We start from the raw sequence: 16,500 nt of genomic DNA, 5'->3' as shown, positions 1-16,500 counted from the left end.
TTTCCCGGTTCGTGCAAATTCGGTTCACCTCTTGAGAATTCCCTCCACACAGGCGCTGCGCGCCCTCGACAGCTTCGCCCGTCATGGCAGCGTCTGGCGCGCCGCCGATGAGCTGCACCTCACCCGCAGCGCGGTGAGCCATCAACTGCGCCTGCTCGAACGCGACCTCGGCTTCGACCTGCTTGAGCGCATCGGCAAGGGCGTGGCGCTGACGCCGCGCGGCCAGCGTTATGCCAGCGACGTGCGCAAGGCGCTGACGGTGCTTGGCGATGCGGTGACGCGCGATGCCGGGACCGGCGTTGGCGGCTCGTTCGCCATCTCTTGCACGCCGGGCTTCGCCTCGTTGTTTTTATGCACCCATATCGGCGAGTTCCGGCAGATGTACCCTGACGTGGCGCTGCGCATCCTGACCCCCAGGCGGCTCGACGATGTCAGCAATGCCGACGCCGATGCCTTCATCGCTTTCGGTGTCGGCAACTGGCCGAACCGCGCCGTCGAGCCGCTCTGTGAAATCTCGTTCACGCCGCTCTGCAGTCCGACGCTGCTCAACAAGGTCGGCGGCTTTTCTCGGCCCGCGGACGTGCTGCGCGCCAATCTGCTTCACCTTGACGACACCGAGGATTGGGCGCGCTGGCTGGCGCTGTCCAAGGTGGAAAACCCCGACACCGAGGGCGGCATCTTCTTTTCGGACATGAACCTCGTCTTCTCGGCGGCGATCGCCGGCCAGGGAATTGCCATGGGCGACGAACTGACCAGCCGGCGCGCCTTGAGCGAAGGCCGGCTGGTCAGGCCGTTCGACATCGCGATCAAGTCGCCGCGTTCCTATTACCTGGTCTCCGAGCACGCGAAAACGAGCCATCCGGTACTGGAGGCGTTCGGGGGCTGGCTGAGATCGAAGCTCTCGGAGAACCCGGTCAGGCCATATTGACCGACCATTGATGAATCAAATTTGCCGATCAGGCGAAAACTATTCGGTTGCGGTGAGCCTCCGGCCTGCCTACGATTTCCTCTTGGGACTGAGGAAGATGGCAGGATGCAGCAACCCGGCCGGGCCGCAGAGATCAAGGCAATCGGGATCGGCAAGAGCTTCGGCTCGTTCCGTGCGTTGGACGATCTGACGCTCAATATCGGCCGCGGCGAGTTCCTGACCCTGCTTGGCCCCTCCGGTTCGGGCAAGACCACCTTCCTGATGATCCTCGCCGGCTTCGTGCAGCCGACCGAGGGCCGCCTCCTGAGCGACGGCACCGACATTACCAACCGTCCGGCCGAGCAGCGCGCCGCCGGCATGGTGTTCCAGGGCTATGCGTTGTTCCCGCATATGAGCGTCGAGGCCAACATCGCTTTCCCGCTCAAGGTCCGCAAGAAATCGGCCTCCGAGATCAAGAAGCGCGTCGGCGAGATGATCGAGCGCGTCGGGCTGGTTGGCCATGAGAAGAAATTGCCGTCGCAGCTCTCCGGCGGCCAGCAGCAGCGCGTGGCTCTGGCTCGCGCGCTGGTGTTCGAGCCGGGCGTGCTTTTGCTCGACGAGCCGTTCTCGGCGCTGGACAAGAGCCTGCGCGGACAGATGCAGGCCGAGATGAAGCGCCTGCATCAGGAAACCGGCACCACTTTCGTCTTCGTCACCCACGACCAGAGCGAGGCGCTGGCGCTGTCGTCGCGCGTCGCCATCTTCAACCACGGCAAATTGCTGCAGGTCGGCGCGCCCGATGAGGTCTACGACCGGCCGGACAACCGCTTCGTCGCCGAGTTCCTCGGCGAGATCAACATGCTGCCGCTGAAAGGGGTCAAGCCCACCGGCAGTGGCTCGACGGGCGTCTGCGAGGACCGCGCGGTCAGCATGCATTGCAAGGCCGAGAAAGTCCGTGGCGATGCAATCCTGGCAATCCGCCCCGAATATATGTCGATCGCTGGCGAGGCCGCCGCCGGCGAGAACGGCATTGCCGCGACCGCCACCGCTTCGACCTATCTGGGGGCGGCGACCAAGCTCGACCTGACGACGCGGCAGGGCGCCAGGGTGACCGTCTCGGTGCCCAACGAGGTCGCGGCCGCGGCGCTGAGCAAAGGCAATTCCGTCTGGCTGACCTGGCCGGCGGAAAAGGGTTTCCTCCTTCCGGAAGGAGGACAATGACAACCGGCGTGGACCGATGGGACACGCAGGCTTCCGGGAATGATCAACGACAAAAAAGGGGAACTGACATGACGAACGATACCAAGAAACAAGCCATCGAGACGCTGTCCGCCAGGGCCGGTCGCGGCGAGATCTCGCGCCGCCAGTTCACCCAACTGGCAGCACTCGTGCTCGCCGGCACGCCGATGCTTTTGCGCTCGACCGGTGCCTTTGCACAGGCCAAGGAACTGGTTCTGGTGAACTGGGGTGGCGACGCCATCACGGCTTACGACGCCGCCTACGGCCAGGCTTTCACCAAGGACACCGGCATCACCGTCAAGATGGACGGCTCCGGCCCGACCGAAGGCGCGATCGCCGCGCAGTCCAAGAGCGGCGCCCCGACCTGGGACCTCGTCGACGTCGATCCATTCTCGGCCATCACGCTCGGCGCCCAGGGCGCGCTGGAGCCGATCGACTACAAGATCGTCGATAAGACGAAGATGCGGCCGGGCTTCGGCTGGGAGTATGCCGCCTCGACCTATTTCTTCTCCTACGTCATCGCCTATGATTCCGAGAAATACGGCAAGGACGCACCGACCGGCATGGCCGATTTCTTCGATGTGAAGAAGTTCCCCGGCAAGCGCTCGCTCTACAAATGGGGCGTTTCGAGCTGGGAAGCCGCACTGCTGGCGGACGGCATCGCCCCGGCCTCGCTCTATCCGCTCGACCTCAAGCGCGCGCATGACAAGATCGCCGCCTTCAAGGAGAACGTCGTCGCCTATTGGGGCGGCGGCGCCGAGAGCCAGAGCGTGCTGCTCAACGGCGAGGCGTCGATGGCCATCGTCTGGTCGACCCGCGCCTCGCTGATCGAGCAGGACTCGGGCGGCAAGATCAAGTTCATCTGGGACCAGGGTCTGATCTCGCCCGGTGCCCTTGCCGTGCTCAAGAACAACCCCGGCGGCAAGGACGCGGCGATGAAGTTCATCGCCAGTGCGCAGGATCCGCAAAAGCAACTCGTCATGTTCGACAAGCTGGGGCAGGGCCCCGCCAATCCGGCCGCCGACGCACTGATCCCCGCCGACAAGAAGCGCATCAACCCGGTCGATCCCGAGAACATGAAGAAGCAGATCGCGCTCGACATGGACTGGTACGCCAAGAACTACGGGCCGGCGCTCGACGAATACACCAAGATCATCTCGGCCTGACCAAGGCCGGGATCATCGGGTCCAGATGAGAGCATATCTCTCCGACAGGATGGGCGCGGCGCTGTTGATGGCGCCGCTGCTCCTGTTTCTTGTCCTCGCCTATGCATGGCCGTTCCTCGGTGTCGTCAAGTGGAGCTTCACGCTGCCGACGCCGGGGCTCGGCCAGTACGAGGCACTGCTCACCGACGATCTGGTGCAGTCGGTGTTCATCCGCACATTGCGCATCGCGGCCATCGTCACGGTCGTCTCGGTTGCTGCCGCCTATGCGATAACAGTCGTCTGGGTGCGTGGCACGCCGGCGCAGCGCCTTATCGCCGAATTCTGCATTCTGGTGCCGTTCTGGATCTCGGTTTTGACGCGCGCCTTCGGCTGGGTGGCGCTTTTGTCCAATCGCGGCCTGATCAACACCTGGCTGCAGGCGATCGGCTTCATCTCCGAACCGCTGACCCTGGTGCGCAACGAGTTCGGCGTCATCGTCGGCATGACGCATTTCCTCATTCCGTTCGCCGTCTTTCCGCTCGCCTCGGCCATGCGCAGCCTCGACGACCGGGTGCTGCTGGCGGCACGCGGGCTCGGCTCCAGCCGCATGCGCACTTTCTGGACCGTGTTCGTGCCGATGACCCGCTCCGGCATCATCGGCTCGGCGATGATCGTGTTCGTCTTCTCGCTTGGCTTCTTCGTCACGCCGGCGATCCTCGGTGGCGGCCGCAGCGTGATGATCGCCGAACTGATCTATCTCCGCATCTTCCAGAGCCCGGATTGGGGGCTGGGTGCGGCGATCAGCGTCGTGCTGGTGCTGTTCGTCGGTGCGCTGATGGCGCTTCTGTTCCGTTATGTCAGACCGAAGCAGTTGATCTGATGCCGACCTATCGCCCCGGACCCGTCTCGCTGATCCTGGCCGTTCTGGTGGCGCTGTTCCTGCTTTTGCCGCTGCTCGCCGTCATCCCGGTGTCGCTGACGCCGAGCCGCATGCTGGCGATGCCGTCGGGCGAACTGTCGCTGCGCCACTATCGTTCGCTGATCGAGGATCCGCGCTGGCTTCAGTCGATCCTGCTGTCGATCAGGATCGGCATCGTCAGCAGCGCGATTTCCACGGTGCTGGCGCTCTGCTTCAGCCTCGGCGTGTGGATGTTCCAGCCGCGTTTCACCGCGGCCCTCGTCGGCTTCGTGCTGCTGCCGATGGTGGTGCCTCCGGTGGTCTCGGCGGTGACGCTCTATTTCCTGCTCACCTCGATCTCCGGCGTCAGCTCCTTCTTCGGATACGATACCTGGCTTGGCGTCGCCATGGCGCATTCGGTTATGACGGTGCCTTTCGCCACGGTGCTGATCCTGGTTTCGCTCAGCCAGCTCGACCGGCGCATCGACCTTGCCGCGCGCGGCCTCGGCGCCTCGGTGTGGGAGCGCGCCACCCGCGTCATCATGCCAAACATCAAGTTCGGCATCGTCACCGCGGCACTTTTGTCCTTCGTGCTGTCCTGGGAAGAGATCGGCGTCACGCTGTTCATCACCTCGGTCAACGCCATCACCCTGCCAAGGCTGATGTGGATGGGCCTGCGCGACAACATCGATCCGGCAATCGCCGCCCTCTCGGTGATCCTGATCATCATCACCGTGCTGGTGCTGGCGATGCGCAGCTTCGTGGTCCGGTTGCGCGGCAGGCCTTGACCGCGGTCAGTGGTCGTCCTTCAAGGGCTTCGGCTACCCCATCGCGCGGCGGATTGTGCTGGACAGGCTGGCAAGGAATCTCGGCCGGGACGATGCGTCGAGCTTCCACGACAGCACCGCCATCGCCATTTGCCGCGGCAGCATGCCGACCGACAGGAACCAGCCGGCAAGGACGGCGCGGCGGCGCAGGGACGCCGACATTTCGAGGCTGGCGACAGCGCCCGCCGCCGCGAGCGCCAGCCGGGAATCATCGGCCACGGGGTGCCGGTGCCTGTCCGCGCAGAGCGACGCCAGCCGTTCTTCCAGATGGACCGGATCGTGGCGAACAACGTCTGCCGGCACGACGGTCAGGCCGGCCTGCGATGCCTGGTCCGACAGCGCCTCCATGCGGTGGAAATCGTGCTCCACCCGCCAGCGCGCCCGCTCGGCGAGCTTTTCACCGAAAACCGAATGGTTGGCGCCGTGGATCCGGTAAGCCCCGACACATTCATCGATGGACTGGACGTGGCCATGGAGCGGCGCCAGCGTCGCAAGATAGCCGTCGGCGCCCTGACGGAAATCCGGTTCCGGAATCGGCATGATCGATTCCAGGGTCGTCCGGTCGAAGGCCAGCCCGCTGGTCACGGTCGTCTGGTAGCGTCCCTTGTGCATCAGTTTCGGCACGACATCACCGCTGTCGAAGGGCAGTTCGGGCGGCGGAAAGACGTCCTTGATGTGTTGCCGCTCATCGACAATGTGCAGTCTGGATTGCACCTGGGCAGTTGCCGCGTCCCAAGTGTCGACGATCCTGGAGACGGCCCCCGGATAAAGATAATCATCGGCGTCGAGGAAGAGGATGATTCTGCCCGAACTGGCGGCAAAGCCGGTATTGAAGGCAGCCGCATGCCCGCCATTCTTTCGTCTCGGACAAGCAAGGATCCTGTCGCCGTAGGATTCCATGATGGCCGTGGAATTGTCCTGCGATGCATCGTCGACGACGATGACTTCGACGTCGTCGTGGTCCTGCTCCAGGGCGCTGTCGATGCTGCGTTCAAGGAAACGCGCGTAATTGTAGTTCGGGATAATGATGGATACCGGGATTTTGTGGGCGGTGGACTGCATCGCTTTCGACCTCGCGTCTTACGTTGATTTTGGCAAAACCCGCTCGTGGGCTGGCTCCTCTTCAAGCTCGCGCCGATCCGTCGGGAGACGGATCACGTCTCTCTGCGACTTCATGCAAAGCCGCAATTGCCTTCGAGGATCGCGGTGGCCGACTGGGTCAAGTGTGTGGCCGGCCAGCAAACGCCGACGCTCCCGGCCATCGGCCAAGGTTGACGAAAATGGCGTCGCGTTCGATCGCAGTGGGACCGAAGCGGACGCCTTGAAGGCACGGCCGATGCTGGCCTTCAAATGCGGCTGGAACAAGCCCGCCGCCTGAAAACTGGCATGTGGATGTTTGCGCTTGGCGATTTCATCGTTAGTTTGCGCGACATCGGCTGAACGGGGCATCGGCAGGTTCTGAGACGAATCGCCATCGTCTTCGCGTCGCGAACGACTATATCTGGCGGAACATGCAGACGGACAGGCTTGCGAAAGCCGATGTCGGTGGCGCAAGGCTTGAGGAAAAGGACGATGACCGCGCCCGGCGATTTGCAGCAGGCACTGTTTCTGAGACTGAAAGGCGACGCCTCCCTGTCGGCATTGCTGGGCGGTGCCGGGCTGCTCGAACGGGCGGTCGACAATGCCGCTTTTCCCTATGTGACCTGCGGTCAGACCAGTGCCTTCGACTGGGATACGGGCGTCGAGAACAATGACGATCAGCTGATCACGCTGCACGTCTGGTCGAAGGCCCAGGGTGAAGCCGAAACGCTTGCCATCATGGACGCCATCAAGGCACGCCTTGACGACGCGGTGCTGGTCATCGGTCCTCGCGGACAGACGCGGCTGTCGCTCGAGTTCACCGAAGCCCGCTACGACGAGGAGCTCCTGGTGCATCACGGGCTGCTGCGGTTTCGCGCCCTGACGCAGGAAAATGCCTGACGCGCTTTCAATATGACCGAAACAGAGTCTAGACTGCCGTTTCCCGGATTTCGTCGGGTTGGGGCGTCGAAATCACGATTGGTCATCTGTGTTTTCAGGGGTGTAGCGGACATGTTTTGTGCTTCGATCACCGTTCATTTCACGTTCAGCACCGATGCGTTACAACGCTGGCCATGAAAACGCTCCGCTCCCATTTCCGAACCGCGACACTGGCGCTATGTGCTGCCGGGCTGTTTGCGTCGCAGGCGGTGGCGATGCCGGTCATTGCCCCCGACCAGGTCAGCCCGATCGTTCTGGCCGCATCCGACTGCTATGCGATCGGCCAGCAGGTTGCCCAGCAGAATGGCGGAACGCTGGCCAAGGCCTCGCAGTCGACGCGCGGCGGCCAGCCGGTCTGCGTCATAGTCGTGCTGGTGCCCGGCAAGGACGGGCAGCGTCCGCGCCGTTCCGAGATCGTCGTGCCGCAGAACTGACCGATCCTTCATCTTACAGCTCTCGTTTCCCAGGCCGCCGGAATCGGCCTATATCTGACCCCAATCTTCAATCCGACCCCAACCTTCGATTCGACCAAGTCTTCAGTCCAAAAAAAGCTTCAACAGGTATCGATCTCCGCATGCGCGTACTCGTCGTCGAGGATGACAAGGATCTCAACCGCCAGATAGCCGACGCGCTGGTCGATGCCGGCTATGTCGTCGACCGTGCCTTCGATGGCGAGGAAGGCCATTTCCTCGGCGACACCGAGCCTTACGACGCAGTCGTGCTCGACATCGGTTTGCCGCAGATGGACGGCATCAGCGTGGTCGAGCGCTGGCGCCGCGGCGGCCGCAAGATGCCGGTGCTGATCCTGACGGCGCGCGACCGCTGGAGCGACAAGGTTTCCGGCATCGATGCCGGCGCCGACGACTATGTCACCAAGCCGTTCCATATCGAGGAAGTGCTGGCCAGGGTCAGGGCGCTTATCCGCCGGGCCGCCGGCCACGCTTCGTCCGAGCTCACCTGCGGGCCGCTGCGTCTCGACACCAAGGCGTCGAAGGCCGATGTCGACGGTGTGCCGCTGAAGCTGACCTCGCACGAATTCCGCCTGCTCGCTTATCTGATGCACCATATGGGCGATGTGGTCTCGCGGACCGAACTGGTCGAGCATCTCTACGACCAGGATTTCGACCGCGATTCCAACACCATCGAGGTCTTTGTCGGGCGGCTGCGCAAGAAGATGGGCATCGACATGATCGAAACCGTGCGCGGCATGGGCTACCGCATGCGTGAGCCGGAGGCGTAACTCGGAACCGCTCAAACCAATCGCAAGGACGCCGCTTTCGCTGCGTTTGTGGCCGCGCTCGCTGACGTTCCGCGTCATCGCCTTCTCCACGGTCTGGGCGATCCTGACCCTGGTCGTCATCTTCACCCTGATCACCACGCTGTACCGCCAGGCCAGCGAACGCGGTTTCGACAGCCTGCTTTCGGCGCATCTGTTCAATCTGATCGGCTCCATCGGCATTTCCGATACCGGAGCGCTCACCGGCGCCCCCGATCTCGGCGACCTCCGCTTCTCCGAGCCCAATTCGGGCTGGTACTGGTCGGTGGAACCGGCCTCGGAAGGCGTGCATGGCGATCTCCATTCTTCTTCGATGACCAGGGCCATCCCGTCGCCAAGCGTCGCCGAAGTGCCTTTCAATGCCAGCTTCCAGCGCAGCTATTCGGCCGAGGGTATCGACGGCGAGCAACTCGAAGTTTTCGAGAGCGAATTCGTCCTCGACGCCAAGAACCGTGCCGCGCGTTTCCGCGTCATGGGCAATCAGAGCGAACTCGAACAGGAAATCGGAACCTTCCAGCGCCGCCTGCTGACCTATCTCAGCCTGTTCGGCATCGGCATGATCGCCATCAACGCTATCGCCATCCTGCTCGGCCTGCAGCCGCTGCGCCGGGTCAGGAACGCGCTCGCCATGGTGCGCGAGGGCACCGCGCAGCGGCTCGACGGCCGTTTTCCAGCCGAGATCGAACCGTTAGCCAACGAAACCAACGCATTGATCGAAAACAACAAACGCATCGTCGAGCGATCGCGAACCCAGGTCGGCAATCTCGCCCATTCGCTGAAAACGCCGCTCGCGGTGCTGCTCAACGAGGGCCGCGCGCTCGGCGGCGCCAAAGGGCAGTTGATCGCCGAACAGGCCGCCTCCATGCAGAAGCAGGTCGATCATTACCTGCAGCGCGCCCGCGTCGCGGCGCAGCGCGACAGCGTCGTCTACCGCACGCCGGTGGCGCCGCTGGTCCAGCGCATGGTGCGGGTCTTGCAGAAGCTCAATCCGCAGACGAGCCTGTCGCTGACGCTGCCGGCATCCGAGATCGTCTTTGCCGGCGAGCGCGAGGATCTCGAGGAACTGCTCGGCAATCTTCTTGAAAATGCGATGAAATGGGCAAGGAGCGCGGTGTCGATCTCGGTCGTCCCCTTGGTCGGCAAGGATGACCATCTGTTCGAGATCAGCATCGACGACGACGGCCCCGGCATTCCCGAGGACAGAGCGCGCGACGCGCTGAAGCGCGGAAGACGCCTGGACGAGACAAAACCGGGCACAGGTCTGGGGCTTGCCATTGTCGCCGACCTCGTCAACGAGTATGGAGGCGTTCTCGCGCTCGAACGGTCCGGCATGGGCGGATTGAAGGCGGTGGTGCGGTTGCGGAGCCTTCAGTGACGTTTCCCAGGGGCCAATCGACACCGATGGCCGGCACATGTTATGGCGGCATATCGATTGGTCCCGGAGTGGCCGACAATGGCCAAATTTCCGACAAATATCAATACTATGGCGACGCCCACTTCTCCGATGACGCGGCCCCAGGCGCATCCATGGCAGGCTCCAACTCAAGAAAACCGGTTGTTGGCATGAAGATTCGCGTCGCGCTTGTTTCCGCATTGCTGGCCGTGTCCGGCTGCACCACCTTGAGCGGCAAGGGCCCGACCCTGACCCCGACACCGGCCTCGACGCCTCCTTCGGGCGGCAAGGTCACCACCTCGATCATATCCGCGATGGGCGGTGGCCTGATTGGCGGTTCGATCGGCAGCAGCCTGAGCGCAACGGAGAAGCGCAGCGCGCTCGAGGCCGAATACAAGGCGCTCGAATATACGACAAGCGGCCAGAAGGTGACGTGGAAAGGCGACCAGGCCTCGCGCTATGGCGAGGTGGTGCCGGCCCAGCCCTATCGCGTCGGTTCACAGGACTGCCGCCAGTACACGCAGACGGTGTTCACCGGCGGAGCCGGCGTCACCGCCCGCGGAACCGCTTGCCGCAACACCGACGGCAGCTGGACGCCGCTGACCTGAGATCCCGGTTGGGAGCTGGTCGCTTGACGTCGATCAAGGACGTCAGGCGCGTCTGCCGTCAAAGCGTCGCAGGATGGACATGTTGGCAGGGCAAGTCTCTGCCTTTATTGGAAGAGCCATGCTGTTCTGGGTCATAGCCGCAATCCTGACGCTGGGCGCGAGCCTGGCGGTGCTGTTGCCGTTGGCTGCCGGCTCGAAAGGCGGCGCGTTGAGCGGCGACCACGATCTGGAAGTCTATCGCGATCAATTGTCCGAGCTTGACCGCGACGCCGCGCGGGGCCTGATCCAGCCGGCGGAAGCGGCCGAGGCACGCGCCGAGATCGCCCGCCGCATCCTGCGCCTCGACAATGCGGATCCAGCCGGCAAGGCATCGGCCAGGCCGGCGTCGGCCACCTCAAGACTTGTCGCGACCGTCGCGGTGCTGGCGGTACCGTTGGTCAGCTGGGGGCTTTACAGCCAGCTCGGTTCGCCCGACCTGCCGTCACAGCCGCTCAGCGAGCGGTTGGCCAAGAACCCGGCCGACAGCTCGGTCGACGAGTTGGTCGCGCGGGCGGAGGCTCACCTTGCCGCCAATCCTTCCGACGGCCGGGGGTGGGATGTGCTGGCCCCGGTCTATCTGCGCATGCAGCGCTTTTCCGACGCGGCCGCCGCCTACCGCAACGCCATTCGCCTCGATGGCGACAGCGCTGTCCGCCAGGCCGGCCTTGGCGAAGCGATCGCCGGTGCGGCGGGCGGCATTGTTTCGGCCGATGCCCAGGATGCTTTCGAGGCGGCGCTGAAACTCGATCCGGCCAATGCGAAAGCCAGTTTCTATCTGACGGTGGCCTTGGCGCAGGAGGGGCGAACCAAGGAAGCGGTTGCCTCCTGGCAGGCGATGCTCGGCACGCTGCCGCCGGATTCACCGTGGCGCGGCGCCATCGAGCAGGTATTGGCCAAATCCGGCAACCCCGAAGTCGCTTCCGGCGCGGCCGCGAAAGGGCCCGATGCCGCCGATGTCGACGCCGCGTCCTCCATGTCGCCGCAGGACCGCGAAGCCATGATCAACACCATGGTCGCGGGTCTCGACGACAAACTGCGGCAAAATCCGCGCGACGCGGAAGGATGGATGCGGCTCGTTCGTTCCTACGTCGTGCTGGGCAAGGCCGATGAGGCGCGCGATGCTCTCCATCGCGCCATTGCCGTTTTTGGGGCCGACAGTGACGAAGCGAAGAAATTCACCACCTTTGCCGCCTCGCTCGGCCTGGCGGCGACGGAGTAGAGCATGACGCGCAAGCAGAAACGATTGTCGGTCATCGTGGGCGGACTGGCTTTCCTGGGCGCCGCCACCGGACTGACCTTCTACGCGCTCGGCCAGAAGGCATCCTATTTCTACATGCCGGCCGATCTCGCCACAGCCAGCGTCCAGCCGGGACAGCGCATCAGGCTGGGAGGGCTGGTCGAGAAGGGCACCATCGAGCGCGGGCAGGGCGCGACCGTCGCCTTTTCGGTCACCGACACCCATAAATCGGTCAAGGTCACCTATACCGGCATCCTGCCGGACCTTTTCCGCGAAGAACAGGGCGTCATCACCGAGGGCACCTTCGGCCCGGACGGCGTCTTTGTCGCCGACAGCGTGCTGGCCAAGCACGACGAGCGCTACATGCCCAAGGAGGTGGCCGATGGCCTGAAGGCCAAGGGCGTCTGGCAGGAGAGCAAGAGTGAATAGCTCTGGCAGGAGAGCAACGGTGAATTACAGGTACAGTCATGGTTGAAACCGGACATTTCGCCCTGGTCCTGGCGTTCGCGCTTTCGCTGGTGCAGACGATCGTGCCGCTGTATGGCGCGCGCCTGAACAACCAGCGCCTGATGGCTGTCGGCGGCCCGGTCGCGGTGACCGGTTTTGCGCTGACGGCGCTATCTTTCATCGCGCTGGCCAGCGCTTATGCGAATTCCGACTTCTCGGTGGCGAGTGTCTGGGAAAACTCGCATTCGTTGCAGCCGCTGATCTACAAGATCACCGGGACCTGGGGCAACCACGAAGGCTCGATGCTGCTCTGGGTGCTGATCCTGACCTTTTTCGGCGCGCTTGTCGCCGCTTTCGGCTCCAACCTGCCGGCAACGCTGCGGGCTAATGTTCTGGCCGTGCAGGGCGCCATCGGCGCTACCTTCTTCCTGTTCATCCTGGCGACGTCCAATCCGTTCATCCGGCTCAATCCGGCGCCGATCGAGGGCCGCGATCTCAACCCGGTCCTGCAGGATCTCGGCCTCGCCATTCACCCGCCGCTGCTCTATCTCGGCTACGTCGGTTTCTCGATCTGCTTCTCCTTCTCGGTCGCGGCCCTCATCGAAGGCCGCATCGATGCCTCCTGGGCGCGCTGGGTGCGGCCATGGACGCTGGTCGCCTGGATGTTCCTGACCGGCGGCATCGCCATGGGATCGTACTGGGCCTATTACGAACTCGGCTGGGGCGGCTTCTGGTTCTGGGATCCGGTCGAGAACGCTTCCTTCATGCCGTGGCTGGCGGGCACCGCGCTACTGCATTCGGCCATCGTTATGGAAAAGCGCTCGGCCTTGAAGATCTGGACGCTGCTGCTTGCCATCCTCACCTTCTCGCTGTCGCTGCTTGGCACCTTCCTGGTGCGCTCGGGCGTCCTGACCTCCGTCCATGCCTTCGCCACCGATCCGACACGTGGCATCTTCATCCTGTGCATATTGACGCTGTTCATCGGCGGCTCGCTGTCGCTGTTTGCGCTGCGCGCCTCGAAGCTGACAGCCGGCGGCCTGTTCCATCCGATTTCGCGCGAAGGCGCGCTCGTCCTCAACAATCTGTTCCTGACGACGGCGACCGCCACCGTGCTCGTCGGCACGCTTTATCCGTTGGTGGTCGAGGCCCTTTCCTCGGACAAGATTTCGGTCGGAGCGCCATTCTTCAACCTGACCTTCGCACCACTGATGGTGCCGCTGCTGGTGATGGTTCCCTTTGGACCGCTGCTGGCCTGGAAACGCGGCGATGTCTTCGCGGTCGCGCAGCGCCTGATGATGGCGTTCGGCGGCGCCCTCCTGACGGCACTGGTCACCGCCCTGTTCATCGACGGCGCTTCGGTATTGGCGGCCATTGGGGTTGGTCTTGCCGTCTGGCTGATCCTTGGTGCGCTCACCGACATCGCCGTCAAGGCGGGGTTCGGCAATGTCACGACGGGGAACATGGTCCGGCGCCTGCTTGGCTTGCCGCGCTCGGTCTTCGGCACGGCTTTCGCGCATCTCGGCCTTGGCCTGACCACGCTCGGCATTGTCGGCACGCTTTGCTTCGGCACCGAGAGGATACTGTCGATGCATGCCGGCGAGACGGTGGAATTGTCCGGCAACACGCTGCGTTTCGTCGGGCTCTATCCGGCCCAGGGCCCCAACTACAGCGAGGATCGCGGCCGCTTCGAGCTGATCGGTGTCAGCGGCAGTCCCATCGGCGAAATCAGCTCGGCCAAGCGCTTCTTTCCGGTGCGGCAGACGACGACAACGGAATCCGGCATCAAGACCCTTGGTCTTTCCCAGCTCTACATTTCGCTCGGTGACGAAGGCAAGGATGGCTCCGTCGTGGTGCGCTTGTGGTGGAAGCCGCTGGTGACGCTGATCTGGGGCGGTGGCCTGATGATGATGGCGGGCGCGGCCATGTCGCTGATGGACAGGCGCTTGCGAGTCGGAGCGCCCTCGCGGCGCCGCAAGCCGGCGGTCGCGCCAACGGGTCTGCCATGAAGGCAAGGTTTTCGCTGACGTCGATTGTCCTGCTTCTGGCGCTGCTCTTCGCCGGCGCGGCGCAAGCGGTGAAGCCTGACGAGATGCTGGCCGATCCGGCGCTGGAGGCGCGAGCCCGGGCACTGTCGGAAGGCCTGCGCTGCATGGTCTGCCAGAACCAGTCTATCGACGAATCCGATGCCGATCTGGCCCGCGACCTGCGCATCCTGGTGCGCCAGCGCCTCGTCGCCGGTGATACCGACCAGCAGGTGATGGACTATGTGGTTTCGCGCTACGGCGAGTTCGTGCTTTTGAAGCCGCGCTTTGACCTGCGCAACGCGCTGCTTTGGGGCACGCCCGTCATTCTGCTTCTGGCAGGCGGCATCTTTATCGCCTTCAACGCCCGTTCTCGCCGGCAACTGGCGACAAAATCCCTCTCCGCCGATGAACAGGCGGCGCTGGACGCGATCCTGCGCCGGGACTGACTGCGAAATGGCGTGAAGGGTGAGGTCTTCCGACAGACAGGGTCGACCGCCAACATTACCAAAGTTTCATGCGTCGGAAATGGCGTTGTAATGTGCGCCATTCTAATTCTCCTTTCCTGAGGATGCCTATCAAGGCGCGTCCCTTCGAAAAGAGGATCAGAGACCCATGAATATTGCCCCCAATTCATATTCCCGCACCCGCAAGCGTCTCCTGGCTGCCGTCGCATCCGTCGCGGTTGCCGGTGCGATCGGCGTAGGCGCGCTGACCAGCGGAACCAGCCCCGTCCTGGCCGACGCGGTGCGTGTCGAGGCGCCGCAGGTTCCAAGCTTCGCCGATGTCGTGGAGCGCGTTTCTCCAGCCGTGGTCAGCGTCAAGGTCAAGGCCAAGATCCAGCCGACCGCCGATGACGGCTCCGACGATCAGGACGGTCTCGACAATCTTCCCAACAATCCGCAGCTGCGCCGCTTCTTCAAGGAATTCAGAGGCTTTGGCGACCAGGGCGGTCAAAACGACGAAGGTCACCGCCGCTTCGGTCACCGCGACCGCAACAACGGCCAGCCGCGTCCGGTGGCGCAGGGATCCGGCTTCTTCATTTCCGAGGACGGCTACCTCGTCACCAACAACCACGTCGTCGAAGAGGGCACCGCCTTCACCGTTGTGACCAATGACGGCAAGGAGCTCGACGCCAAGCTGGTCGGCACCGATCCGCGCACCGATCTCGCCGTGCTCAAGGTCGACGGTGGCGGCAAGTTCACCTATGTCGATTTCGCCGATGATTCGAAGGTTCGTGTCGGTGACTGGGTCGTGGCTGTCGGCAATCCGTTCGGTCTCGGTGGCACCGTCACCGCCGGCATTGTGTCGGCGCGCGGCCGTGACATCGGCGCTGGCCCCTATGACGATTTCCTTCAGATCGATGCCTCGGTCAACCGCGGCAACTCGGGTGGCCCGACCTTCAATCTCAACGGCCAGGTGGTCGGCATCAACACGGCGATCTTCTCGCCGTCGGGCGGCAGCGTCGGCATCGCCTTCGACATCCCGGCCTCGACCGCTAGGCAGGTTGTTGGCGACCTGATGAAGAACGGTGCCGTGCAGCGCGGCTGGCTCGGTGTCGAAATCCAGCCGGTCACCTCGGACATCGCCGAATCGCTCGGCCTGAAGTCCAACAATGGCGCGTTGGTGTCCAGCGCCCAGGACGATGGCCCCGGCAAGAAGGCCGGCATCACCGCTGGCGATGTGATCACCCAGGTCGATGGCAAGGACGTCGCTTCGCCGAAAGAGCTTGCCCGCCTGATCGGCGCCTATTCGCCGGGCAAGCCGGTCGACGTCACCGTCTGGCGTGACGGCAAGAGCCAGACGGTCAAGGTCGATCTCGGCAAGCTGCCCGCCAGCGACAAGCAGGCCTCGAACGACCAGCAACAGCAGCCCGCCGCTCCGGCAAAGCCCGATACGCTTGCCGATCTCGGCCTCACCGTCACCAAGTCCGAAAACGGCAAGGGTCTCGTGGTGACCGACGTCGATCCCGACAGCGATGCCGCCGATCGCGGCATCCAGCCGGGCGACGTCATCACCGCGGTCAACTCGACCGAAGTCAACGGCACCGAGGACGTCACCAAGGCGATGACCGAAGCGGTGAAGTCCGGACGTAAGGCCGTGCTGATGCAGATCACGCATGACGACAACAACCGCTTCGTCGCCTTGCCGGTCGCCAAGGGCTGAAACGACTTTTCCGATGCGGCGGTATCAAACACCCCCGAACCGCCGCATGGGAAAGCATGGAGCCGGGTACGTTAGTCAGTCATCGTGCTCTCCTCCGGGGGCAGCGGGCCTCCCATCGCCCGCTGCCGCACATCTTATAGGCTGTCTAGAAGCGCCCCCTCCGGCCTGGTGCGAGGAGATGCCGCGATTGCCGATAGCGACATGCGCTAAAACAGGCATGTCCACGATGAAGACACCAGGGAACAAGATTTTATCGCGCACGCTCGGGATCATCTTGA

General features: G+C 63.7%; 17 protein-coding genes. 15 read left to right on the top strand and 2 right to left on the bottom strand.

All coding sequences use genetic code 11. The features are described 5' to 3' along the window. The first annotated feature begins 31 nt into the window (after window positions 1–31). The 5 genes from LB577_RS21630 to LB577_RS21610 all read left to right on the top strand — a co-directional run bounded on the left by LB577_RS21630 (window position 32) and on the right by LB577_RS21610 (window position 4,977). A complete protein-coding gene (locus LB577_RS21630; RefSeq protein ID WP_023777919.1) occupies window positions 32–928 on the top strand; it encodes a LysR substrate-binding domain-containing protein in 897 nt (298 codons plus the stop codon). A 105-nt stretch (window positions 929–1,033) separates the two neighbouring features. Further along, window positions 1,034–2,128: an ABC transporter ATP-binding protein gene (locus LB577_RS21625; protein WP_023764370.1), complete on the top strand. Its 1,095-nt coding sequence runs from the start codon at window positions 1,034–1,036 to the stop codon at window positions 2,126–2,128. 68 nt (window positions 2,129–2,196) lie between these two features. Continuing rightward, window positions 2,197–3,312, top strand: a complete 1,116-nt coding sequence (locus LB577_RS21620) for an ABC transporter substrate-binding protein (protein ID WP_023764369.1) — start codon at window positions 2,197–2,199, stop codon at window positions 3,310–3,312. Between the two features lie 25 nt (window positions 3,313–3,337). After that, window positions 3,338–4,171 (top strand): ABC transporter permease, encoded by an 834-nt coding sequence (locus tag LB577_RS21615; protein WP_224688249.1) that lies wholly within the window; start codon window positions 3,338–3,340, stop codon window positions 4,169–4,171. After that, window positions 4,171–4,977, top strand: coding sequence for an ABC transporter permease (locus tag LB577_RS21610; protein ID WP_224688248.1), 807 nt, complete (start codon window positions 4,171–4,173; stop codon window positions 4,975–4,977). Before LB577_RS21615 ends, LB577_RS21610 begins: the two co-directional genes overlap by 1 nt. Before the next feature lie 33 nt (window positions 4,978–5,010). Here LB577_RS21610 and LB577_RS21605 read toward each other — a convergent pair whose 3' ends face one another. Both LB577_RS21605 and LB577_RS21600 read right to left on the bottom strand, forming a co-directional pair. Continuing rightward, a complete protein-coding gene (locus LB577_RS21605; protein ID WP_224688247.1) occupies window positions 5,011–6,078 on the bottom strand; it encodes a glycosyltransferase family 2 protein in 1,068 nt (355 codons plus the stop codon). Window positions 6,079–6,096: 18 nt separating this feature from the next. After that, complete coding sequence (locus LB577_RS21600) at window positions 6,097–6,465, bottom strand: hypothetical protein (protein ID WP_224688246.1); 369 nt, start codon at window positions 6,463–6,465, stop codon at window positions 6,097–6,099. Between the two features lie 123 nt (window positions 6,466–6,588). Between LB577_RS21600 and LB577_RS21595 the strand changes: the two genes are divergently transcribed. The 10 genes from LB577_RS21595 to LB577_RS21550 all read left to right on the top strand — a co-directional run bounded on the left by LB577_RS21595 (window position 6,589) and on the right by LB577_RS21550 (window position 16,222). Continuing rightward, window positions 6,589–6,996 (top strand): DUF3168 domain-containing protein, encoded by a 408-nt coding sequence (locus LB577_RS21595; RefSeq protein WP_224688245.1) that lies wholly within the window; start codon window positions 6,589–6,591, stop codon window positions 6,994–6,996. Between the two features lie 173 nt (window positions 6,997–7,169). Continuing rightward, a complete protein-coding gene (locus LB577_RS21590) occupies window positions 7,170–7,469 on the top strand; it encodes a hypothetical protein (RefSeq protein ID WP_023777913.1) in 300 nt (99 codons plus the stop codon). A gap of 140 nt (window positions 7,470–7,609) precedes the next feature. Further along, window positions 7,610–8,275, top strand: coding sequence for a response regulator transcription factor (locus LB577_RS21585; RefSeq protein WP_013896433.1), 666 nt, complete (start codon window positions 7,610–7,612; stop codon window positions 8,273–8,275). Beyond that, window positions 8,259–9,686, top strand: coding sequence for an ATP-binding protein (locus tag LB577_RS21580; RefSeq protein ID WP_283257688.1), 1,428 nt, complete (start codon window positions 8,259–8,261; stop codon window positions 9,684–9,686). The genes LB577_RS21585 and LB577_RS21580 overlap by 17 nt, the downstream gene beginning before the upstream one ends. A 188-nt stretch (window positions 9,687–9,874) precedes the next feature. Continuing rightward, window positions 9,875–10,312, top strand: a complete 438-nt coding sequence (locus tag LB577_RS21575) for a hypothetical protein (RefSeq protein ID WP_023764360.1) — start codon at window positions 9,875–9,877, stop codon at window positions 10,310–10,312. Window positions 10,313–10,430: 118 nt separating this feature from the next. Beyond that, a complete protein-coding gene (gene ccmI / locus LB577_RS21570) occupies window positions 10,431–11,570 on the top strand; it encodes a c-type cytochrome biogenesis protein CcmI (RefSeq protein ID WP_224688244.1) in 1,140 nt (379 codons plus the stop codon). A gap of 3 nt (window positions 11,571–11,573) precedes the next feature. Further along, the gene (gene ccmE / locus LB577_RS21565) at window positions 11,574–12,017 is read left to right on the top strand and encodes a cytochrome c maturation protein CcmE (protein WP_013896429.1); all 444 of its coding nucleotides are present in this window, start codon (window positions 11,574–11,576) and stop codon (window positions 12,015–12,017) included. A gap of 38 nt (window positions 12,018–12,055) precedes the next feature. Beyond that, window positions 12,056–14,041, top strand: a complete 1,986-nt coding sequence (locus LB577_RS21560; protein ID WP_224688243.1) for a heme lyase CcmF/NrfE family subunit — start codon at window positions 12,056–12,058, stop codon at window positions 14,039–14,041. After that, a complete protein-coding gene (locus LB577_RS21555; protein ID WP_224688242.1) occupies window positions 14,038–14,505 on the top strand; it encodes a cytochrome c-type biogenesis protein in 468 nt (155 codons plus the stop codon). Before LB577_RS21560 ends, LB577_RS21555 begins: the two co-directional genes overlap by 4 nt. Before the next feature lie 166 nt (window positions 14,506–14,671). Further along, window positions 14,672–16,222 carry a Do family serine endopeptidase gene (locus LB577_RS21550; RefSeq protein ID WP_023764357.1) on the top strand — a complete coding sequence of 517 codons (1,551 nt, stop codon included), beginning with the start codon at window positions 14,672–14,674 and terminating at the stop codon, window positions 16,220–16,222. The last annotated feature ends 278 nt before the right edge of the window (window positions 16,223–16,500 follow it).

The sequence above is a fragment of the Mesorhizobium sp. B283B1A genome, assembly GCF_020165735.1.
Lineage (GTDB): Bacteria > Pseudomonadota > Alphaproteobacteria > Rhizobiales > Rhizobiaceae > Mesorhizobium > Mesorhizobium opportunistum.
This window is presented reverse-complemented; position numbering and strand designations above follow the sequence as displayed.

Bases quoted from the DNA above. Each gene is read 5' to 3' on its own strand.
- LB577_RS21625 (WP_023764370.1), top strand. From the start codon at position 1,034: ATGCAGCAACCCGGCCGGGCCGCAGAGATCAAGGCAATCGGGATCGGC.
- LB577_RS21620 (WP_023764369.1), top strand. From the start codon at position 2,197: ATGACGAACGATACCAAGAAACAAGCCATCGAGACGCTGTCCGCCAGG.
- LB577_RS21615 (WP_224688249.1), top strand. From the start codon at position 3,338: ATGAGAGCATATCTCTCCGACAGGATGGGCGCGGCGCTGTTGATGGCG.
- LB577_RS21610 (WP_224688248.1), top strand. From the start codon at position 4,171: ATGCCGACCTATCGCCCCGGACCCGTCTCGCTGATCCTGGCCGTTCTG.
- LB577_RS21605 (WP_224688247.1), bottom strand. From the start codon at position 6,078: ATGCAGTCCACCGCCCACAAAATCCCGGTATCCATCATTATCCCGAAC.
- LB577_RS21600 (WP_224688246.1), bottom strand. From the start codon at position 6,465: ATGCCCCGTTCAGCCGATGTCGCGCAAACTAACGATGAAATCGCCAAG.
- LB577_RS21595 (WP_224688245.1), top strand. From the start codon at position 6,589: ATGACCGCGCCCGGCGATTTGCAGCAGGCACTGTTTCTGAGACTGAAA.
- LB577_RS21590 (WP_023777913.1), top strand. From the start codon at position 7,170: ATGAAAACGCTCCGCTCCCATTTCCGAACCGCGACACTGGCGCTATGT.
- LB577_RS21585 (WP_013896433.1), top strand. From the start codon at position 7,610: ATGCGCGTACTCGTCGTCGAGGATGACAAGGATCTCAACCGCCAGATA.
- LB577_RS21575 (WP_023764360.1), top strand. From the start codon at position 9,875: ATGAAGATTCGCGTCGCGCTTGTTTCCGCATTGCTGGCCGTGTCCGGC.
- ccmI (WP_224688244.1), top strand. From the start codon at position 10,431: ATGCTGTTCTGGGTCATAGCCGCAATCCTGACGCTGGGCGCGAGCCTG.
- ccmE (WP_013896429.1), top strand. From the start codon at position 11,574: ATGACGCGCAAGCAGAAACGATTGTCGGTCATCGTGGGCGGACTGGCT.
- LB577_RS21560 (WP_224688243.1), top strand. From the start codon at position 12,056: ATGGTTGAAACCGGACATTTCGCCCTGGTCCTGGCGTTCGCGCTTTCG.
- LB577_RS21555 (WP_224688242.1), top strand. From the start codon at position 14,038: ATGAAGGCAAGGTTTTCGCTGACGTCGATTGTCCTGCTTCTGGCGCTG.
- LB577_RS21550 (WP_023764357.1), top strand. From the start codon at position 14,672: ATGAATATTGCCCCCAATTCATATTCCCGCACCCGCAAGCGTCTCCTG.